General features: G+C 69.7%; 18 protein-coding genes and 1 tRNA gene. 8 read left to right on the top strand and 11 right to left on the bottom strand.

Annotated elements, in window-relative coordinates:
* Positions 1-15 precede the first annotated feature (15 nt).
* The 3 genes from ACWER9_RS11985 (at position 16) to ACWER9_RS11975 (ending at position 2,525) form a co-directional block, all read left to right on the top strand.
* Positions 16-768: a lysophospholipid acyltransferase family protein gene (locus ACWER9_RS11985; RefSeq protein ID WP_452301834.1), complete on the top strand. Its 753-nt coding sequence runs from the start codon at positions 16-18 to the stop codon at positions 766-768.
* A 163-nt stretch (positions 769-931) separates the two neighbouring features.
* Positions 932-1,540 (top strand): isochorismatase family protein, encoded by a 609-nt coding sequence (locus ACWER9_RS11980; RefSeq protein ID WP_452301833.1) that lies wholly within the window; start codon positions 932-934, stop codon positions 1,538-1,540.
* Between the two features lie 4 nt (positions 1,541-1,544).
* Positions 1,545-2,525, top strand: coding sequence for a GlxA family transcriptional regulator (locus ACWER9_RS11975; protein ID WP_452301832.1), 981 nt, complete (start codon positions 1,545-1,547; stop codon positions 2,523-2,525).
* Here ACWER9_RS11975 and ACWER9_RS11970 read toward each other — a convergent pair.
* The 4 genes from ACWER9_RS11970 to ACWER9_RS11955 form a co-directional block, all read right to left on the bottom strand.
* Positions 2,407-3,129: a hypothetical protein gene (locus ACWER9_RS11970; RefSeq protein WP_452301831.1), complete on the bottom strand. Its 723-nt coding sequence runs from the start codon at positions 3,127-3,129 to the stop codon at positions 2,407-2,409. The two genes, ACWER9_RS11975 and ACWER9_RS11970, sit on opposite strands and share 119 nt — an antisense overlap.
* 76 nt (positions 3,130-3,205) lie before the next feature.
* Complete coding sequence (locus tag ACWER9_RS11965; RefSeq protein ID WP_452301830.1) at positions 3,206-3,919, bottom strand: response regulator transcription factor; 714 nt, start codon at positions 3,917-3,919, stop codon at positions 3,206-3,208.
* A complete protein-coding gene (locus ACWER9_RS11960; RefSeq protein ID WP_452301829.1) occupies positions 3,892-5,100 on the bottom strand; it encodes a hypothetical protein in 1,209 nt (402 codons plus the stop codon). Before ACWER9_RS11960 ends, ACWER9_RS11965 begins: the two co-directional genes overlap by 28 nt.
* A complete protein-coding gene (locus ACWER9_RS11955; protein ID WP_452301858.1) occupies positions 5,090-6,268 on the bottom strand; it encodes a sensor histidine kinase in 1,179 nt (392 codons plus the stop codon). Before ACWER9_RS11955 ends, ACWER9_RS11960 begins: the two co-directional genes overlap by 11 nt.
* A gap of 394 nt (positions 6,269-6,662) precedes the next feature.
* On the opposite strand from ACWER9_RS11955, the gene ACWER9_RS11950 reads away from it, so the two are divergent.
* Positions 6,663-7,649, top strand: a complete 987-nt coding sequence (locus ACWER9_RS11950; protein WP_452301828.1) for a hypothetical protein — start codon at positions 6,663-6,665, stop codon at positions 7,647-7,649.
* A 29-nt stretch (positions 7,650-7,678) separates the two neighbouring features.
* Positions 7,679-8,113: a VOC family protein gene (locus tag ACWER9_RS11945; RefSeq protein WP_452301827.1), complete on the top strand. Its 435-nt coding sequence runs from the start codon at positions 7,679-7,681 to the stop codon at positions 8,111-8,113.
* A gap of 8 nt (positions 8,114-8,121) precedes the next feature.
* On the opposite strand, the gene ACWER9_RS11940 is transcribed toward ACWER9_RS11945, so the two are convergent.
* On the bottom strand, positions 8,122-9,171 hold the full coding sequence (locus ACWER9_RS11940) for a hypothetical protein (RefSeq protein ID WP_452301826.1): 1,050 nt from the start codon (positions 9,169-9,171) through the stop codon (positions 8,122-8,124).
* Positions 9,171-9,668: a SigE family RNA polymerase sigma factor gene (locus tag ACWER9_RS11935; RefSeq protein WP_452301825.1), complete on the bottom strand. Its 498-nt coding sequence runs from the start codon at positions 9,666-9,668 to the stop codon at positions 9,171-9,173. Before ACWER9_RS11935 ends, ACWER9_RS11940 begins: the two co-directional genes overlap by 1 nt.
* Before the next feature lie 252 nt (positions 9,669-9,920).
* On the opposite strand from ACWER9_RS11935, the gene ACWER9_RS11930 reads away from it, so the two are divergent.
* Positions 9,921-10,262 (top strand): hypothetical protein, encoded by a 342-nt coding sequence (locus ACWER9_RS11930; RefSeq protein ID WP_452301824.1) that lies wholly within the window; start codon positions 9,921-9,923, stop codon positions 10,260-10,262.
* Positions 10,263-10,612: 350 nt separating this feature from the next.
* On the opposite strand, the gene ACWER9_RS11925 is transcribed toward ACWER9_RS11930, so the two are convergent.
* The 3 genes from ACWER9_RS11925 to ACWER9_RS11915 are packed head-to-tail and all read right to left on the bottom strand — an operon-like array spanning position 10,613 to position 13,704.
* Positions 10,613-11,833 carry a hypothetical protein gene (locus ACWER9_RS11925; protein WP_452301823.1) on the bottom strand — a complete coding sequence of 407 codons (1,221 nt, stop codon included), beginning with the start codon at positions 11,831-11,833 and terminating at the stop codon, positions 10,613-10,615.
* An 18-nt stretch (positions 11,834-11,851) separates the two neighbouring features.
* Positions 11,852-12,334 (bottom strand): SAM-dependent methyltransferase, encoded by a 483-nt coding sequence (locus ACWER9_RS11920; RefSeq protein ID WP_452301822.1) that lies wholly within the window; start codon positions 12,332-12,334, stop codon positions 11,852-11,854.
* A gap of 32 nt (positions 12,335-12,366) precedes the next feature.
* Positions 12,367-13,704, bottom strand: coding sequence for a Tat pathway signal protein (locus ACWER9_RS11915; protein WP_452301821.1), 1,338 nt, complete (start codon positions 13,702-13,704; stop codon positions 12,367-12,369).
* 972 nt (positions 13,705-14,676) lie between these two features.
* Here ACWER9_RS11915 and murC point away from each other — a divergent pair.
* A complete protein-coding gene (murC, locus tag ACWER9_RS11910) occupies positions 14,677-16,122 on the top strand; it encodes a UDP-N-acetylmuramate--L-alanine ligase (protein ID WP_452301820.1) in 1,446 nt (481 codons plus the stop codon).
* Between the two features lie 11 nt (positions 16,123-16,133).
* Here murC and ACWER9_RS11905 read toward each other — a convergent pair whose 3' ends face one another.
* A complete protein-coding gene (locus ACWER9_RS11905) occupies positions 16,134-17,525 on the bottom strand; it encodes a UDP-N-acetylmuramoyl-tripeptide--D-alanyl-D-alanine ligase (protein WP_452301819.1) in 1,392 nt (463 codons plus the stop codon).
* Between the two features lie 156 nt (positions 17,526-17,681).
* A tRNA-Arg gene (locus ACWER9_RS11900) sits at positions 17,682-17,757 on the bottom strand.
* 160 nt (positions 17,758-17,917) lie between these two features.
* Here ACWER9_RS11900 and ACWER9_RS11895 point away from each other — a divergent pair.
* Entirely contained in the window at positions 17,918-18,613 is a 696-nt protein-coding gene (locus ACWER9_RS11895) for a hypothetical protein (RefSeq protein ID WP_452301818.1), read from the top strand.
* Positions 18,614-18,638 lie beyond the last annotated feature (25 nt).

The raw sequence follows: 18,638 nt of genomic DNA, 5'->3' as shown, positions 1-18,638 counted from the left end.
GGGTAGATTCTGCGAATGCCGGAGCTCGTGTACCCGCCCGTTATCGCCACCGCCAAGACGCTGTTCCGGGTCCTCGACCTGAAGATCACCATCGAGGGCGCCCACCACGTACCCCGCACGGGCGGCGCGGTGCTGGCCAGCAACCACGTCAGCTACCTCGACTTCGTCTTCGCCGGCCTGGGCGCGAACGCGTCGGGCCGGCTGGTCCGCTTCATGGCCAAGGACTCGGTCTTCACGCACAAGATCTCCGGCCCGCTGATGCGCGGTATGCGACACATCCCGGTGGACCGGCAGGCCGGCGCCGCCTCGTTCCGCGCCGCCGTGGCCGCGCTCAAGCAGGGCGAGGTCGTCGGCGTCTTTCCCGAGGCCACGATCAGCCGGTCCTTCACCGTCAAGGAGCTCAAGAGCGGCACCGTCCGGATGGCTCGTTCGGCAAAGGTGCCGGTGCTGCCGGTCGCGCTGTGGGGCACCCAGCGTCTCTGGACCAAGGGGCGCCCGCGCACGCTGACCCGCCGGCACACGCCGATCACCATCCTGATCGGTGAGCCGATCAACCCGGCTGACTTTCCGGACCCGAACGTTCTCGCCGCCGAGCTGACCACCCGACTCAGCGCCCTCGTCGACCGGGCGCAGCGGGATTATCCGGACACTCCGGCCGGCCCGGACGACACCTGGTGGCAGCCCGCGCACCTCGGCGGCAGCGCCCCCACGCCGGAGGAGGCCGCCGCGCTCGACGCGGCCACCGAACAGCCCGCCCCCAGCGCCTGACGCCGAACGGGTCCGTCGACATCCTCGGACACGGCCGGCCGTCGCCCGGGCCTGTCACAGGGCGGCCCGGGGCTTCGGCACACGCCGGGGTTGGCCGGATCGTTCCGCACCCGGGCAGGATGGTGTCTGCCGGCGCGAACGCCGTGCGGCCAGGATCGACGTCATGAGCAGAGCAGCACTCGTCGTGATCGACGTGCAGGAGTCCTTCCGTCAGCGCCCGATCTGGGCGTACGGTTCCAACCCCGATCTGGTCCGCCAGGTCGACCGCCTGGTGGCCGCCGCCCGGCAGCGCGGCGATCTGGTGGTCTGGGTCCTGCACTCGGAACCCGGCACAGGTGGGTTGTTCGACCCCGCCCTCGGCCACGTCCGGCTGATCGACGGGCTGGTCCCCGTCGACGGCGAGCCGACGCTCGTCAAGACCGCGCACAACGCGTTCACCACCACCAACCTCCAGCAGCTGCTCACCCAGGTGGGCGTCACCGACATCACCGTCTGCGGCATCCGCACCGAGCAGTGCGTGGAGACCACCACCCGGGTCGGCGCGGACCTCGGCTACCGGATGACCTTCGTCACCGACGCCACGCTGACCTTCCCCATCCCACACCGGGACCTGCCGGAGACCGCCACGGTCGCGGAGATCCTCGCCGACCCGCGCACCCTGGGCAACGAGGAGATCGTGACCCGCACCGAGTACGTGCTGGCGGGCCGCTTCGCGACCATCCGGACCGTGGACGAGGTGACCGGCGTGACCCTCGCCGGCACGCGGGGCTGACGGCGTGACCCGGGTGGTCTTCCTGCTGGTCCCACAGCTACACCTGTTGGACCTCGCCGGGCCGGCCCAGGTCTTCTCCAGCGCCGCCGACCTCGGGTACGACTACCGACTGCACTACGTCGCGGAACGCGAGCAGGTGCCCACCGTGCAGGGCGTACCGCTCGTCGCCGACACCCGATGGCCCGAGCTGGCCCCGGACGACCTGGTGATCGTGCCCGGTTGGCGGCCGGCGGCGCACGGGCCGCAGGGGCCGGTGTCGCCCGCCGACCTGCGGCGGCTCGCCGAGCACCACGCGGCCGGTGGCACGGTGGCAAGCGTCTGCGCCGGGGCGTACGCGCTCGGGAGGGCCGGGCTGCTCGACGGCCGACGCTGCACCACCCACCACGAGGTGCAGGACGACCTGGCCCGCCGGCACCCGGCGGCCCGGGTGGTCCGCGACGTGCTCTACGTGGTGGACGACCGGGTGGTCAGCTCGGCGGGCATCGCCAGTGGCATCGACGTGGCGCTGCACCTGGTGGCCACCCGGCACGGCCCGGCGACCGCTGCGAAGATCGCCCGCACACTCGTCGTCTACGCCCGCCGCAACGGGCACGAGCCGCAGGCCAGCGCGCTGATGCGGCACCGCTCCCACCTGTCCGACTCGGTGCACCGGGTGCAGGACCTGATCGACAGCCGGTACGCCGAGCCGTTGCCCCTGGCCGAGTTGGCCGCGGTCGGCGGCGTGGCCGAACGAACCCTGACCCGGCTGTTCCGGGCGAGCACCGGCCTCACCCCGCTCGGCTACCAGCAACTGCTCCGGGTGGAACGGGCCGAGCACCTGATCGGGCACGGCACGACGGTGGAGGCCGCCGCGCGGGCGGTCGGCTTCACCGATGCCCGGATGCTGCGCCGCCTGCGAGCCCGTCCCACGAGGGCGGTTCCGGTATCGAGCGGTAGTAGTCGTCCCGGGAGTGGAACTCCACCGGCAACGAGCCGGGCAGCGTGATCCGGGTGTCGCCGGCGAGCAGACCCGGGCCGGCCCGCAGCAGCAGCACGTCACGCTCCTGGCCCGAGAGGTCGACCAGTTGTGGACGGCTGAGCCGGAACATGGCCACCGCCCGGCGGACCTGCCGGGCCAGTGCCACGACCTCGGCGGCCACCCCGCTGAAGGCCAACGCCGGCTGCTGGATGGTGCGCAGCGCGTCACAGACGATCAGCAGCTGCGCCGGGGCGCCCTGCTCGGTCGCCGGCAGCTCCAGCCGGGAGGGCCACTGCCAGCGGATCTGACCACTCATCAGGCCGTTCAGCCGGGCCGGCGGCCGGGCCCGGTGCGCGCCGTCGGCGACAAGCGACAGCTGTGAGCCCCTACCCACCCAGCAGATCCGTTGGTCGGTGACGGTCACCGCGACCGGCTCGGGCAGCTGCCAACGGCACCGCACCTCGCTCGGCCCGAGCAGGTAGCCCGCGACCAGCAGGCGGTGTCGCCCGAGCAGCCGTTCGCCGGGCCGCGGTCGCAGGTTGTGGCGGCGGTCCAGGGTTGGCCCCACGTCGTCGTCCGGGGCGTCGAACCGGTGGGGACCGATGAAGAAGGGGGACGCGTCGGAGTGCATCGATCGTCACGACCTTCCGGTCAGCTGGCTGTGTACTGAAGCCTGGCGGACCGGAGTGCCCCTGTCATGACGCCCGTTAGGGGGTCGGCCGGTCGTGTGTCGCCTGTGACCGGTAGATGCCAATCTCCTCCGGCCGGACGAGACCGTCCTCGATCGCACGGGCAAGGAGTGCCGCCTTTGTGGCGGCTGGCCGACCCGCCCGGGTGTACTTGATCCGCGCCCGGTCGACGTACTGCTTCACGGTGTGCTCGCTGATCTGCATCCGCCGGGCCACCGACGCCTTGGACATCGACTGGAACCAGAGCAGCAGGGCCTCACGCTCCTTGTCGGACAGCATCGGCCGGTCCGGTCGTGGATCGCCGACCATCGCACCGGCCAGCGCCGGCGGCACGTACGGGCGGTCGCTCGCGGCGGCAAGCACGGTGGCGACGCAGTGTTCCCGGCCCTCGTGCTTGGCCAGGAACGCCACCGCACCGGCATCGAGCGCGGCAAGCATCGTCTGCGGGTCGGTGTGCTCCGAATAGACCACCACCCGCCGCCCGGCGGCGCTCAGCTCGGCCAACTTGTCCAACGCCATCCGCCCGTGCAGGCGCAGGTCGAGCAGGACGACATCGGCGCCGGGCGCCGCCCGCAGCACCTCGTCCGGGTCGTCGCCGGTGGCGAGCACCGTGAGGCGGGGCTCGGTGGCGAGCCAGGCGCGGACCCCCTCGACCACCACCGGGTGGTCGTCGACGATCGCCACCCCGATGGGCCGATCGCCGGTCACCGCCGCCACTGGGTCTGCGCCCATCTGATGTTCCCGTCCCGTTCGTAGAGGTACTGCACCGGCCCGTCGTCGTGTTCCCCGGGTGGAGGGCCTGTCGCCTCCGGCCCCTCCCGGTCCGGTGTGACGAGGCTGACCACCACCTCGTCCGGGCCGGAGACCACTGTCAGCCGCGCCCATCCCCGGGCGTCGGCGAGGGTGCCGGTGAGCGGGTCGGCCAGCCGGCGGCGGACCTCCACCGGCAGCGGCGGCGGGGTGCCGATGGTGACCAGGTCGATCGGTAGGCCGTTGCGTTCCGCAAGGTCGGCGGCGGCGCGCAACTCGTGCAGCAGCGGGTCGGGCACATCGTCGGACTCGGCGATCAGCCGGCGTAGCCGGGCGGCGGCAAGCATGCATCGGCGCTGCACCTCCGGGTCGTCCGGGTCGACCTGGCCGGCGGCCAGGTCACCGAGGACCCGTCCGGCCGCCGAGCTGACCAGGGCGAGCCGGTCCCGGCGGTCCTGAAGGCCACGCTCGGCGGCGTCCCGCTCCGCGGCCATCGCGTGCCCTGCGGCGGAGACGGCCGCCCGCTCCCGGGCCAGGCCGACGATGACGGTGCTGCCCACGAAGACCGCGACCGGCAGCGAGAACGTGCCGTAGACGTACATCACGTAGCGGGCCACGTCGGCTGGGTCGGGGCCGTGCCCGAGCACGGCGACAAGCGCGATCAACGCGTGCGTGCCCAGCAGGGCGATCAACCCCACGACGCGCCGCCCCCACACGGCCAGCACGAAGAACCAGCCGAGGGTGCCCCACACCCAGTTGGCGGCGGTGAACAACTGCCGCTCACCGGACGCGGCGAAGACTGCCGCGTCGACGACCAGCAGCAGCCCGGCCAGCGGCCACGGGGGCAAGGGGGTGCCCTGAAGCAGTCGTACCCCGGCCACCGCGCCGGTCCCGGCGACAAGCACCCAGGCGCCGAGCACCACCGCAGGCGCGGCGAACTCCGTGCGGGCGGCCAGCACCGCCGGCAGCGCGATCACGACGTGCCAGGCCAACGCGATCGCGACGGCGGCGATCCGGGCACCCCGGTCGGACGCGTGGGCGACGGCGGCCGGTGCCGCGAGCGACTCGGCGGGAACCGGCTCACGGGGTGTCGGAACGCTTGTCCGGTCCGGTGCCGCCGGAGCGTCGGTGGGGTGCGCCGGGGCGTTCAGGTCAGCCGACACCGGGCCACTCCAGTCGAATCCGGGTGCCCGCGCCGACCGCCGACCGCACGTCGGCCCGCCCGCCGACCGTCGCCATCCGCCCGTGGATCGACTCGCGCAACCCGTACCGATGAGGTGGGACGGTGGCCAGGTCGAAGCCGGGGCCGTCGTCGGCGACCTCGACCACGACGCCGATCGCGTCGCGGGTCAGCCGCAGTGTGGCCCCGGCGCCCGGCGCGTGGCGGACCACGTTGGACAACGCCGCGTAGGCGCTCTCACCTATCGCGTCGGCCACACCGACGGGGACGGCGCAGGACGCCAGGTCCAGTCGGACCGCAAGCTCGGGGAGCCGGTCGACGACCAGGCGTAGGCGTCCGTCGAGTGGCACCGGGCCGTCGCCGGCCACCGGGCCGCCGTCGCTGAGCGAGACGAGGGTACGCAGGTCGGCCGCGCACCGGTCCCGGAAGGCCGCCGAGGGCCCGGACACCGCGCCCAGCCCCACCATGGTCAGCGTCCCGAGCACGGTGTCGTGCAGGTCGCGGTTCTGTTGGCGTTCGGCCTCGCGGGCGGCGCGCGCGACCAACGTCTCCCGGGTGATCCGCTGGTGCTCGACGAAGGCACGGTCGGCCCGGCCGATGCGCCGGCGCATGACGGCCGCCATCATCGCCGTGCAGGCGGTCTGCGCCAGCAGCGTGGCCGCGTGCGCCCGAGCCTCGGTCGGGTTGCCGGCGGCCTGCGCCCCGGTCACGTAGGTGGCGATCACGAGTAACCCGGCCGGGATCGACCAGCGCGCCGACGCGGTGGCCTGCGTGTTGATCACCGTGGTGCTGGCCAGCACGGCGATCCAACTGCCCTCGCCGGGCAGCACCTCGGGCGCCACCAGCACAGGAATGAGGAGGCAGGTCAGCGCGGTGACCGCCACGTCACCGGCGACGAGGGCGGGGCCGATGCCGTGGCGCAACGCGCGGTGCGCATACCAGAGGGACCAGCCGGTCAGGACGCCCACAGCGGGCAGCAGCACCCCCTGCTCGACCGGCGGAGTCTGCACCGACACGGCCACCGCCGCGCCGAACAGCCCGCAGCTCAGCCGCAGCAAAGCCGGCAACGTGGTGAAGATGAGGCCCAGGGCGCCGCCGGCCGGGTTGTCCAACGTGGGTGGTGGCACGGCGGGAGTGGCAACGGCCGGCATCGGGAAGTGTCCTTCCGACAACGACCCGGTCCGGGTCCACACGGCGTAGATCGACATCGGACAATAGCATGGACATCGGTAGCGGGGTGACCCTATGTGTGCGGAGTGTCGCTAATGTGTCACTCTGTGCTGCGCGGCTGGAGGAGGTCCCACCGGTTACCGTAGAGATCGACGAACACTGCTACCGAGCCGTACGCCTCGTGCCGTGGCTCCTCCAGGAAGCGCGCCCCGGCCGCGGTGCTTGATCCACTCGGGTGCACGGAAGTCGGGGCGTCCGTGGCCATCCAACGCCCCGACATCACGAAACCGAGTCGATCACTAGCGACCACCGAGCCCCGGGAACCGGCTGCGTCAGTCGTCCGTCTCATCCTCGGGTGGAAGGGTGGTGAGCCTGATGCGTTCGTCCCGGACGGTACTTGCGGTGGCGCTGCTCGGCATGGCGCTGGGTGGCTGCGGTGGCACGGAGATCGGGCCGGACGGCGCCGCCGAGCCCGCTCCGGCCCAGATCGTCGACGGGTGGACCTCCTGCGCCAGGGAAGCACCGGGCGCCGGCGAGATGCTCTCGGTGCCGTCGCCGCCGGCCGTGGACGAGCCGACGACCGGTCGCATCGACCCCACGTTCACCCCGGTCGCGGCCGTGATCTGCGGTCGGGAGATTCGACCGGGCCCCAACGGCGGCCAGGAACAGGTCGCCACCGAGCGACGCGCCAAGGAGATCGCGCCGCTGTTGACCGCACTCCGCCTTCCCGATGAGGAGGCCGACGGGGAGGTCGCCTGCACTCTCGACATGGTCATCCCGCCGTGGCTGGCCCTGCTCGACGACCGGGAGCGCTGGCTGCGGCCCCACATCCCGACGAACTCCTGCGACAAGCCGCGTGCCGAGGTGATCGCCGCGTTGGCCGGGCCGCAGTGGACCACGGTGGACACCCGTACCATCCGGCAGGTCGAATCTCCGGCAGCCTCGGCCGCCGGATGCCAGCAGCAGTGGACGGACATGGTGGCTGTGGAGACCAGGAACGGCCGCGTCGCGCCGGTCGGGCCGGCCGCCCCGCCGGCCGCCGGGCCGTTGCGCCTCTGCGTCTACGAGGTGCCCGCGTCGCTTCAGGAGGGCGAGAAACCGCCAGGTGATTTCGTGTACGGCGGGCCGCTGCCACCCGAGCGCCAAGCGGGCGTGCTCCGGGCGATGTCCAACCGTCGAGCGGTGGTCGACTGTGCCACCCCGGCGTCCCGCTTCGCGGTGCTGCGACCGCTCGACGGAGCGGGCCCCGAGCGGTACGTGGAGCTGGACGGCTGCCGGCGCTTCCTGATCGCGCCGGCGACCGGTGCCGTGCACCTCGGTCAGGGCGACGAGGCGCTCGCCGCGCTGCTCGGGCCCGTCTAGAAGTCGGAGGTACGGGTTACCGTCCGGTCATGGCAGCTCGGATCTCCCTGACCCTCGACTCCACCGACGCGCAGGTGCTCGCCGCCTTCTGGAAGACGGCCCTGGGCTACATCGACGAGCCACCGCCACCACCCTTCGCCACGCGGGCGGAGTGGCACGCGCAGTTCGACCTGCCGGAGGACGACCGTCCCGAGCACGGCGCGTGGCTGTGCGACCCGGACGGCGCCGGCCCCTACCTCTCCATCCTCAACGTGCCCGAGCCCAAGACGGCGAAGAACCGGCTGCACATCGACATCCGGGTGCCCGGCCACGGCAGCCCCGACGAGCGGTGGGCGCGGATCACGGCCGAGGCCGAGCGGCTGGTGCGGGCCGGCGGCCAGGTCCTGGAGGAGGTCGACAGGCAACACGTGGTGATGGCCGACCCGGAGGGCAACGAGTTCTGCGTGGCGGCAGCCTCCGCCTGAGCACGGTGTCACCAGCTGTCCGGGTGGTCCAGGTCGCGGGCCGACCGGTAGCCGCCGAGGATCGTCAACCCCTCCGCCTCGGTGTAGCCGTTGCCCCAACCCTTCCGGAACGCCTCGACGGCGAACGGCTCGACCGTCATCTCCAGCACGTCGCTCCCTTGCCGGCGGGCCCGGTAGGGGCCGGCGACGAGATCCCCGGACCGGGCCTGGCCGCCGCCCGGGGCGGGCTGCGCACGGACGGTCAGCCAACGGCCGGATGCGTCACCCACCACCAGTGAGCCCTCGACGAATGGGTCCCGCGCCGACCGGCCGAGCGTGACCGAGCACTCCAGCACCCGTCCGTCGGGCAGCAGCGACTCCAGGCGGAACGGCACCACACATCGGTGGGCGCGGTCGAGCTCGACCCTGCTGGCCGAGTCGGTCGCCTGCTCCACGGTGGCCGCGTACGTCTCCCACTGGGCCCAGAGCCCGTCGGCGGGTTCCCAGCGGACGAACCACAGCTTCCGGTCGCCGGACGGGTCGAACCAGGCGACCGCCGGCCGGTCACCGACCCGCACGTGGACCCCTCCCTGGGGTCGTCCCTCCGAGGACAGCGTCTGCTGGAGCGTGTCCAGCGCCGCGTGATCGCGGGCCAACACGAAGCGGGCCTGACCGCTCGGGCCCCGAAACTCGACGCTCTCGGTGCCCCGCCCGGCGCGCCACGTCGCGACATCGGCATCGCTCACCAGGGAATCGGCTGAGAAGTGCACCACCGCGGGATCGGCGCCGACCTCCTCGGGTCGGGCGATGGCACCGGCCTGGGTCGGCGCTTGCGGCAGCATGAGCGCCGTCGCCGGCATGATCAGGTCGTCGGGGCTCCGGCCACCCGGGATCGTCAGCACCACCGAGGTGACGGCGACGCAGACTGCGGCCACGCCGCCCGCGACGAACCCCCGTCGCCGCCGTCGCAACCGCCGGCCGCGGCGCCGAGCGGTCTCGACGATCGCCGTCGGGTCGACGTCGTCACCCGCACGGTGCTTGAGCGTGGTGGCGAGCTGCTGATCGAGGTCGCTGAACATCAGAACTCTCCTGCCCGAGCGGGGGTTTCGGCAAGCTGTCGTTGACGCAGCGCCGCCAGGGCCCGGCTCGCGTGCGTGCGAACCGTCCCGGCCGAGCAGGCGAGGATCTCGGCGATCGACGTGTCGTCCAGATCCTCGTAGTAGCGAAGGACGATCACGGTGCGCTGGCGGGCCGGCAGAGCACAGACCAGTCGCCACAGCGCGTCGCGCTCGGCGACCCCGTCGGCCTCGTCGACGGTGGCCGCTTCGTCGAGTACGGCCGCGACGGCGATCTCGCGGCTGCTGCGCCGACGCCACCAGGAATTGTGGGCGTTGACGAGCATGCGGCGGACATAGGCGTCCGGGCGATCCGTCCGCGCGATGCGCCCCCACCTCGCGTACGCCTGGGCCAGGACATCCTGGACCAGATCCTCGGCCCGGTGCTCGTCGCCGGTCAGCAGTCGGGCGAGCCGCACCAGCGCCGGAGTGCGGGCGAACGCGTACTCCTCGAACGTCACGCCCTATTAACGCCGTGCGCCGGCCAACCCGTAGACACCCGCCGGGCACTTTTTGCGCCGCCACTCATCCAGCCGAACCGTCGACACCGGTCAGCCTGTCGATCGTCGCGTTCATCCAGGCAGACGGCCCAGGACATGAATCGCTTGGTCATCGGTCAGGATCGTTCAACCGGGGCGACGGTGCTTGCGGCGGGACCTGCCGGGCATGCGCGGGACTGCGCACTGTCGATGTCCGACGGTAGTCTGCTGCCCGTGAAACGGCTCGTGGACCGCCGCCGGGATGTCGCCGGTTGGTTGGTGGCGCCGCTGTTCACTTTGGTGGCAGCTCCGGTGTTGGCCTGCATCGCCTGGTTCACAGCAGATTTCTTCTACAACTCGCACAGCACGCCCTCGCTGTGCGAAGAAGCCGTGGCCGACAACATGTGCGAGGAGACCACCCTCGCGGTCATCGGTCAGCACGTGTTGATCACGGGCGGCATCTGGTTGCTGCTCTGGATAATCCCGTGGTGGCGAGGTCTCCGGGCGTTGCGCATTTTGCTAGCCGTCGTGGCGACAGCCGTCCTGGTCCTTCTGGCGGTACGGCTCGCCGGCTGACCCTTCGCCAGCATCTGATGGGGATTCGCGTACGGCACGCCACGCACCCCGGCGGTCGAGCTTGCTGTGCGCCCGGCAGGATTCGAACCTGCGGCCTTGGGATTAGAAGTTGAATCGGATACGGGTTAGCCCGTGATCGTGAGTTGCTAGGGGTGTCTATCTGTCCAGGTAGACACCCTTACCCATGCCAGTCCGTCTTGAGTTGTGACGGTAGGTTCGGAGGCATCCGGGCTCACACGGGGCTCACGGGCGTTCGGTGCTGCGGTGTGACGTAGTTGAACCAGCCTGTTCGTTCCGGGCATGTGAGGCGCGCGCACCGGCGGCCTCACTAAAAGGGTAGGGATGGCGTCTTAAGAGGTTGCTTGCTGGGTTGGCTCGGCGACCGCTTCGATGCCCGGCGAGCCCTCTAATCCGATAGACCCTGCTCGATCATAAACCTTGTTCATCAAATGAATGAGATGAGTCATCGCCTGCTCTATTGTGGCGGGCTTCTCGTCTGGAAATCGTCGGCTTAGCCAGGTGCTAAGTGCAACCCCAGCGAATGTCGAAAGCTGAGCTAGGAAGCCCATGGGGTGATCCCCGATTTCGCCAGGTGGGGCGTCTGCTGAGAATGCGTCGGTCAGGCTTCGGATCAGAGCAAATCTAGTCACAAAGCCCGGATGGGTTCCGGCGGAGTCGGACTCGACCCACTCGTCGGCGACATGCGCTAGCGTGATAAGTGCCAACGATGACCCGGCGACCGCGCGGTATAGGTCTGAAAAGTTCGGCTGACGTTCGATTGCCCGGGCGACAATTAGGAATGCAAGCAAGTCAGCGTGGAGCTCCTCGCGTTGAGAATTATTGAACGCCGCTATTGAATCGAATAGGCCCAGCCTCTCTACCGTCTGGTCGACTATCAACTTGGCTCGCCGCTTATCCCTGCGGCTGACGGTGTGTCCGAGTAGGTGGTGGGCCAGTTCATGAGCGATTACGAAAGATTCGGCGGCATCGACCATGTCCTCTTGTAGTGACTCACGGCCGGCGCTCAATCGAAGTTGAACGGGATTTCCCGTGGTCACTAGTCTCCGGTCCAGCCATGCCTTCCTTGCGCTATCCAGTTCACCCCAGGGTATGGCGAAACTTCTATTAATGGATGCGCTCAGTTCCTCGGCTTTGGAGGTATCTTTCAGGATATCGAAGTAGAAGTTCTTCAGGTGGTGAAAGAATTCGTCGTATGCTGCGGCGTAGGCGCTGAGCGTGAAAGAGTATTGTATGTTAATTTCCAGAATTCCGGCCTTGCGCTCTGTCCAGGCTGCGGCATTCACATCCCCTTGGAGGACTCTGCCTGCGAATAGATTCGCCGCTAGTGCACGCCATTCGCCAGGGACGGCATCAATCAAGTCCTCAAGTAGAAACGAGAGTCTTGGGCAGTTCGACCTCTCTGGCCGCCAGAGCTTCGCGCGCCTAACTAGGTTCGGGTCGAGGGCTGCCGTGGTGCCAGCTTTTTCGAAAAAGTAGATCCAGAAGTTAAGATCCGGCGGCATCTTGTGAACGTGGAAGAACTTTCCTCGTGAATTCTTGAGTGTAGCCACGCAATGCCCTTCTCTCGTCTATGAGTGGTTGGCGAAGTACAGGCGCAGCATCTCCGTTGTCCAGGTTGGTTGGTGAACTACGCCCCTAGGTCCAAAATCTGAAAACCACGGCTTGATATCCAGTACCGGCGTGCCGTCCACGGCGTCCAACTCCTCGACGTGAAGGTCAAGGCCATCAACCTTGACGAGTCGGCACCGAGAAACGCCCAACCAGTTGATGCGGCGCATATTGCGATGGCCGAAGATGCCGACCTCGGGCCACTCAGGGTTGTCTCTCGGGCGGCGTGCGCCCAGGTGCAGGTCCGTGGGGTCGGTGAGGTGGAAGCGGAAGACAATCTCTAGGTGCGAGAACTCTTCGAGCCCTTTGGTGGCGGCAGGAGTGAAACGCTCACCATCGATTCGGAGGATCGCGCGGCTACCGCCCCAGTAATCGTCGGTCGGCTCGGTTCGCCCCCCGACGACGTGCGCAATGGGCTCGACGGTGAAATTCTCGGCTGTCATTGCGGCCTCCGGTCTTTTGGGTTTGCTGTCGTCTAGGCGAAACTAGACAGATACGTCTTCGCTCGCACGTCGATGTCTCGGACCACCCGAATGTTGCGGCGGGCGTAGGGGGCAAGGATGGCGCGCATGTCGGCGGCAACTTGGCGTGTACGGCCCGAGCGGACGCCGTCCATCGCGTCCAGCGCGCGGGACCACGTCCCGCAGGCTTCCTCGATCTCGCCCTGTCGTGCCTGCACTGCTCCCATGTATCCGAGGGTGACTGCGTGGGTGCGCGTGAAGGCCGAGGCTTTCCGGGTCCTCACGCTGCGGCGGAAGTGTCTCGCCGCGCCCGCCAAGTCGCCCGTATCGCGAAGTGCGCAGGCGGTCTCGTGAGCCAGGCTGGCTTCCGCGAAGAAGAAGACCCTCCCGGGTTCGTCGTCGCCTTGGGTGGCGGAGGAGAGGTCATCCTCAGCACGAAGTAGCGCGCGGGCGGAGCGTTGTTTCTCGCCGTTCACCGCGAGCGCGCGAGCGTAGACAACGCCAAGTAGTGCGCGCTCTCTTGGGGACGCGGACTCGTAGCGCTTACCGTCGACGGAAGCCGCCGCCAGGTCGAGAGCGTGCTTGTGGTGCCCGAGGTCGACGGCCTGGTGCGCCATGGCACGTAGGACGTGGCCTGCCATCGCCGGGTTGTCGGCTTCGGCGGCCAGCTTCACTGCCACGTTGAAATAGTGCTGGCCGACGTTGTGTTCGGCGTTGTCGAATGCCATCCAACCCGCCAGGTAGGCCAGTTCGCTGGCAGCGGTGAACATGTCACGTCTGAGATTTTCGTCGGCGTACCGTCCGCGTAGGTAGGTCGCCACGTCGGAGGTGAGGTACTGGACGACTGCCGATCGGGCGTGTCCGCCACCTCGCCGTTGGTCAACGCGTGAGAACAGCGAAACCATGTCGATCACTGCCTCGACGTCGCCATTGCTCACGTGCCTGCCGGCTGCTGCGCCGCGTGCCTGGCCGCGCTCGGCCATGTGCGTCCACCAGCGATCGGACGGCAGAGCCAGCGCGGCGAGCGAGTAGGCGGCAGTGCTGAGAACGCGTCTACGTTCAGCGTCCACGTCGACTCTCCCGAGTTTGGTTAGCGCTGACAGCGTATCGACCTGCCAACCGAGCATGTCCGCTGAGGACAGCGGTTGGCCGGGCAACCCGATCTCGTCGAGTGTGACGACCCGACCGAGCTTGCGAGACAGCGCTTCACAGAGCAGCACAGGTGCCCGGCCTGAGGGCTTGGAGCCAGCGATCCAGTGGGAGACGTGGGAGCGGCCCACTCCGGCGAATTCGTTAGCGTTGCTCTCCTGGGCGACGCGGACCAGCGCTCGGGCAACCTCAGCGTGGGACATGCCTGCTTCCGCGATGACGGCTGCGAGCTTGGCGTTGCCGGGTCCTGGTTGCGGCACAGCGCACCCCCGCCTTTAGTCGATCTTTCACCACGTTCACCGCTTCGACGTGCGTCACAGCGTACCTACGGGCTGTGGTTTGCGATTCGCTATAGGTACGCAAGACAGCGGCCAACCTGGTGCACATTAGGCCATATCGCCTCCGTCTTGCATACCGGAGACCGCAACGGGCTCCCCATTGCTACGAGCGGTGCGCGCCGTGGTGGTGGGCGATGGGCGGGGCACGCCGTGTGACCAGCGTGGATGGATCCACGCGGCGTGCCCCACCCGCTTGGAGGCAGATCACGTGACGACTTACCTCGGTGGTGGTCAGGTCGACATCGCGCAAGCCGAGCTGAACCGGCACGCGGTATCGAGTGCAGATGGGCGGTGCATCGGCTGCGGGTCGCTCGGGTCGTGCTCTGTCCGGGAAAGCGCCGTGCGGGTGTTCCGCATCGCGCTGCGTCTACCGCGCCGGGTCCCGGGAGCGACGCGTCCGGAGTTGATCGGCGCACGACGGGTGGGCGGACCACACTGCTTCGGCGCGTCGCCACGGACCGCTGCCCAGCCGGCCCCTTCTCATGGATGACGACGATGACCTAGCCCGTCCCAGGCACCGTCCGCACCGGTCGCGCCGCTTCCCCGGCGGTCGGCCATGTGCCTGCCCAACCTGCCGCACCGCGCGGAAGGGGCGCCGGCCTTCTCCTGCGCCAATGTGGCCTACCTACTCGGCTTCTGGCCCCGTTCTCCCGCCTTCCGAGGCCGAGCCAGCGAGCGGGCCGGCGCAGATCGATTGGACCCGCGCGGCCGAGGCGGTGACCCGAGGCCAGCTCGGCCGTGCGCAAGGAATCCCACGAGTGAAAGGAGCGGACCCCTCCAGCACGTCAGCTCATGGCACCAACTTGTCAGCTTTTACACCGAAGGAGACACGACACCATGACGGACACGATCACTGGTAACCCGACCATCGAGGCGTACTCCGGTCCGCTGGACCTGTCCCGCCCGCATTTTGTGGGCGTCGGCGGGTGCGCGATGTCTGGCCTGGCGCGGCTGCTGGCCGAGCTGGGCCACGAGGTCAGCGGTAGCGACCTGCGCGACTCGGCCACCCTGGCGGCGCTGCGCACGGCTGGCGTGCGGGTACAGGTCGGGCACGACCCGTCGCACGTCCAGGGGGCGAGCTGCGTCGTCTACACCACCGTTGCGCAGGACGCCCCAGAGGTCCGCGCGGCCCGCGCCGCCGGTATCCCGGTGGTCCACCGGGCACAGGTCCTCGACAAGTTGGCCACCGAGCGGCGGCTCGTGGCGGTGTCCGGGTCGCACGGCAAGTCCACGACGGCCGGCATGCTCGCGCACATCCTGCGCACGCTCGGGAAGGACCCGACGTACCTGGTTGGGGCCGACCTGACCGGGCCGGGCTCTGGCGCCCACCTCGGGCGGTCGCGGTTGCTGGTCGCGGAGGCTGACGAGTCGGACCGCTCGTTCCACTTCCTCACCCCGTCCGTCGCGATCATCACCAATGTGACCGACGACCACCCGGAGAACTTCGTCAACCACGCCGACGTGCTGCGCGCCTACGTCGGTTTCGGCGCGCGGATCGTGCCGTACGGGGTCCTGGTCGTCAACGCCGATTGTGTGGGCGCGGCGGTGGCCGCCAACGTGATCGCCGAGGAGCGACCCGATGTGACGGTGCTGCGCTACGGCCGCGACCGGGCGGCGGACGTGCGCCTGTTGGACGTCAACGCCGAGGGGTGGAGCGTGTCCGCGACTGTGCGCATGCCCAACGGAACGGAGGTCGGGCTGACGCTGCCGACCCCGGCCGCGCATCACCTGGACGACGCGGTGGCGGCGCTGACGTGCGCGGTGTCGTTCGGGCTGGATCCCGCCGAGGTGGCCGGCGCGGCGTGCGCGTTCGGCGGGGTGCGCCGCCGGTTCGAGCACATCGACACCCGCTCGGGGGTGACGGTGGTCGACTCTTACGCCGATCACCCGAACGAGATCGCTGCCGACCTGGACGCCGCACGTACCCTGGCGCGGGGTCGGGTGTTCGTGGTGTTCCAGCCGTCCGGGCACGCCCGCGTCCTGGCGTTCGCCGAGCGCATCGGGGGAGTCCTGGCGGACAAGGCCGATTACGTCCTACTTCTGGACGTGCACAACACCGTGCCCACCGGTCGCCCGGTGGCGGACTCCCGGACAATCGTGGCGCGGCTGCGCGAGGGTGACTATTGCCTGCCGCTCGGCCCCGACCACGCCGCCCGGGTCATCGCGCGGATGGCGGGCCGCGGTGATGTGGTGGTGACGATGGGCACGGGTGACGTGAACGGCTACGGCGCGGCGATCCTGGACGCCCTGGGCACCCGAACCGAGGTGGCCCTGTCCGCCTGACCCCTTCCCCGTTAGGCGGTGACAGCGCCGGGTTCCTCGATCAGCCTCTTGGCGAGAGTGAGGAGTCCGGCGCTGTTGGCTGCCTTGACCAACACCACGTCCCCCGGTCGCAACCCGTCTCGGAGGAGTTCCCACGCTTCGGCTACGTCTGTCGCCCGATCCACGACAGTGCCGTTGCCGGCGGCTCCGGCGGCGTACTGCGCGGCGTCGGCCCCGCCGATCGCGACGAGCCATCCGGCCCCGATCTCGGCTACCTGCTGTCCGATCTCCCGGTGAACCTGCGGCGCATGCTCGCCTAGCTCGGCCATCTCACCGAGTACAGCGACCGCCCGCCGGCCGTCGCCGGTCATCGCCTTCAAGGCGCGCAGTGCCGCGCGCATCGCGTCCGGTGCAGCGTTATAGGCGTCGTTGATGACTGTCACCCCGTCAGCGCGGGTGCTGACCTGCATGCGTCCCGGCGATACCGCCTCGGCTTGTGACACCGCCTCGGCTACCGCCTCGATGGGGTGACCTAACCCGAGGGCGACGGTTGCGGCGGCCAGCGCGTTGGACGCCTGGTGCAACCCGTAGAGACGCAACCGCACCTCGGCCACCTGCCCGTCGTGCACGAGCCGGAACCCGGCACGACCCAACTCGTCCAAGGTCAAGCCTTCGGCGCGCACGTCCGCCGGTTTCTCGATTCCGTAGGTCAGCACGCGGGCGCGGGTGCGGATCGCCATCGCGGCCACTAACTCATCGTCGGCGTTGAGCACCGCTAGACCGCCGTCGTGTGCGGCGGGCAGCGCTTCCACGATTTCACCCTTGGCCTGGGCGATGTTTGCCACCGATCCGAACTCGCCCAGGTGCGCGTGCCCGACGCGGGTAACGATGCTGACGGTGGGCGGGGCGATCCCCGTCAGGTAGGCCACGTGCCCGATCCCGCGTGCGCCCATCTCCAAGACGAGATAGCGGGTGTTGGCAGTGGCGCGGGTGACCGTGTACGGCAACCCAAGCTCGTTGTTGTTGGACGCCCGGGTAGCAACCGTCTCGCCCCAGGCGGGAAGCACCTGGGCAAGGATGTCCTTCGTTGAGGTCTTGCCTACCGAGCCGGTCACACCGATCACCGTGGTCTTCGGGAGCCGGTCCACGACCACGCGGGCGATGCGTCCGTAGGCGGTGGGCACGTCCTCGACGATCACCGCGGGGACGCCGACCGGTCGTGACGCCAGCACGGCCACCGCGCCGGCCTCGATCGCCTGGGCGGCGTAGTCGTGCCCATCGACGCGCTCACCGGGCAGTGCGACGAACATCCCGCCCGGCTCAATCCGCCGGCTGTCGAACACCAGCGGGGCAGTTACCGTCACATCGGTTGCAGCGTCGTGAACGGCCCCACCGACAGCGGTCGTGATCTCGGCTAGTGTCATCGGAAGCACGAGGAAAACCTACCGTGCGAGGGCGCTGCGGGTGAGCTACCACTGTCTGTTGACGCCCACGGATTCGCCGAGGGCCGAGCTGTCCCCAAACGACGATCAAGTGTCAGCTCGATGAGTACCCGTCGGGGCGCTATGGCAGCTAGACGGTGGTGCGCCCGGCAGGATTCGAACCTGCGGCCTTGGGATTAGAAGTCCCCTGCTCTATCCGCTGAGCTACGGGCGCGTGTGGCGTGGGTGTCGCGCCCAGAGGGTACCGTCGTCCCACTGCCCGACGGCGAAAAGGGTGCCCGCGTCCACGTTGCCGAGCAGGGTCTCACGTCGGCGTCGGAGCGGGCATCCGGGTTACCGCGGACCGGCCCGGCGTTGGACCGTACCTTTGGCTGGTGTTGCTGGATTCCGACGCCGAGAGCGACGTCGCCTACGAGCTGTGCCAGGTCGTCGGTCGCGCCATCCTGCCGTACCGGTCGTCGGGTGACGTCGGCACCGCGTTCTTCTTCCGGGGTGGCGACGACCCGGTGGGGGAGTCGCTGCTGACGGCGGCTGACCTGGTGCGGGCGTCGGGTGGCGAGCTGAGTCTGCGGGCGAGTGTCACCGAGCCGGCGGGGGTCGCACCGGCTGTCGTCGCCGAGGCCGGGATCGTTCCCGGCTGGGCCCGCTTCCCGGGCGACGGGGTCGCGGTGTTGCCGACCGCTGGCTTGCACCGCTTCGCCGGCGACGGCGGCTGGCGGTGGCGCGTCCAGCCGGTGCCCGCGGCGATCGCCGCCGGGCCCGAGGTGGTCGCCCGGCTCGGCGCCGACGCCAGTTCCGCTTTCGTGCTGGCCCACGGGGTACGCGAGGACGGGTCGCGTCCGCTCGAGGTCGCGATCGAGCGGGTGGTCCGCGACGGGGACGCCGTGGTGATCACCACGGAGCTGCCGCGGGGGTACGTCGGCGCGCCGGTCTTCATCGTCCAGGCTGACGTCAGCGGCGAGGTGTCCCCGTACTGCCTGGGCCTGGTGCTGCCCGGCGTCGGCGTGCACCCGGTGGCGACCTTCGACCGGATCCAGGCCGTCCTGCCTGTCACGCCCGGCGACGTCTGAACCGCGACCCGAGTGGCCGTCCCGA

The sequence above is a fragment of the Micromonospora sp. NPDC003944 genome (assembly GCF_053605225.1).
Note: the sequence above shows the minus strand (reverse complement) of the source record. Positions and strands in the feature narration are given on the sequence as shown.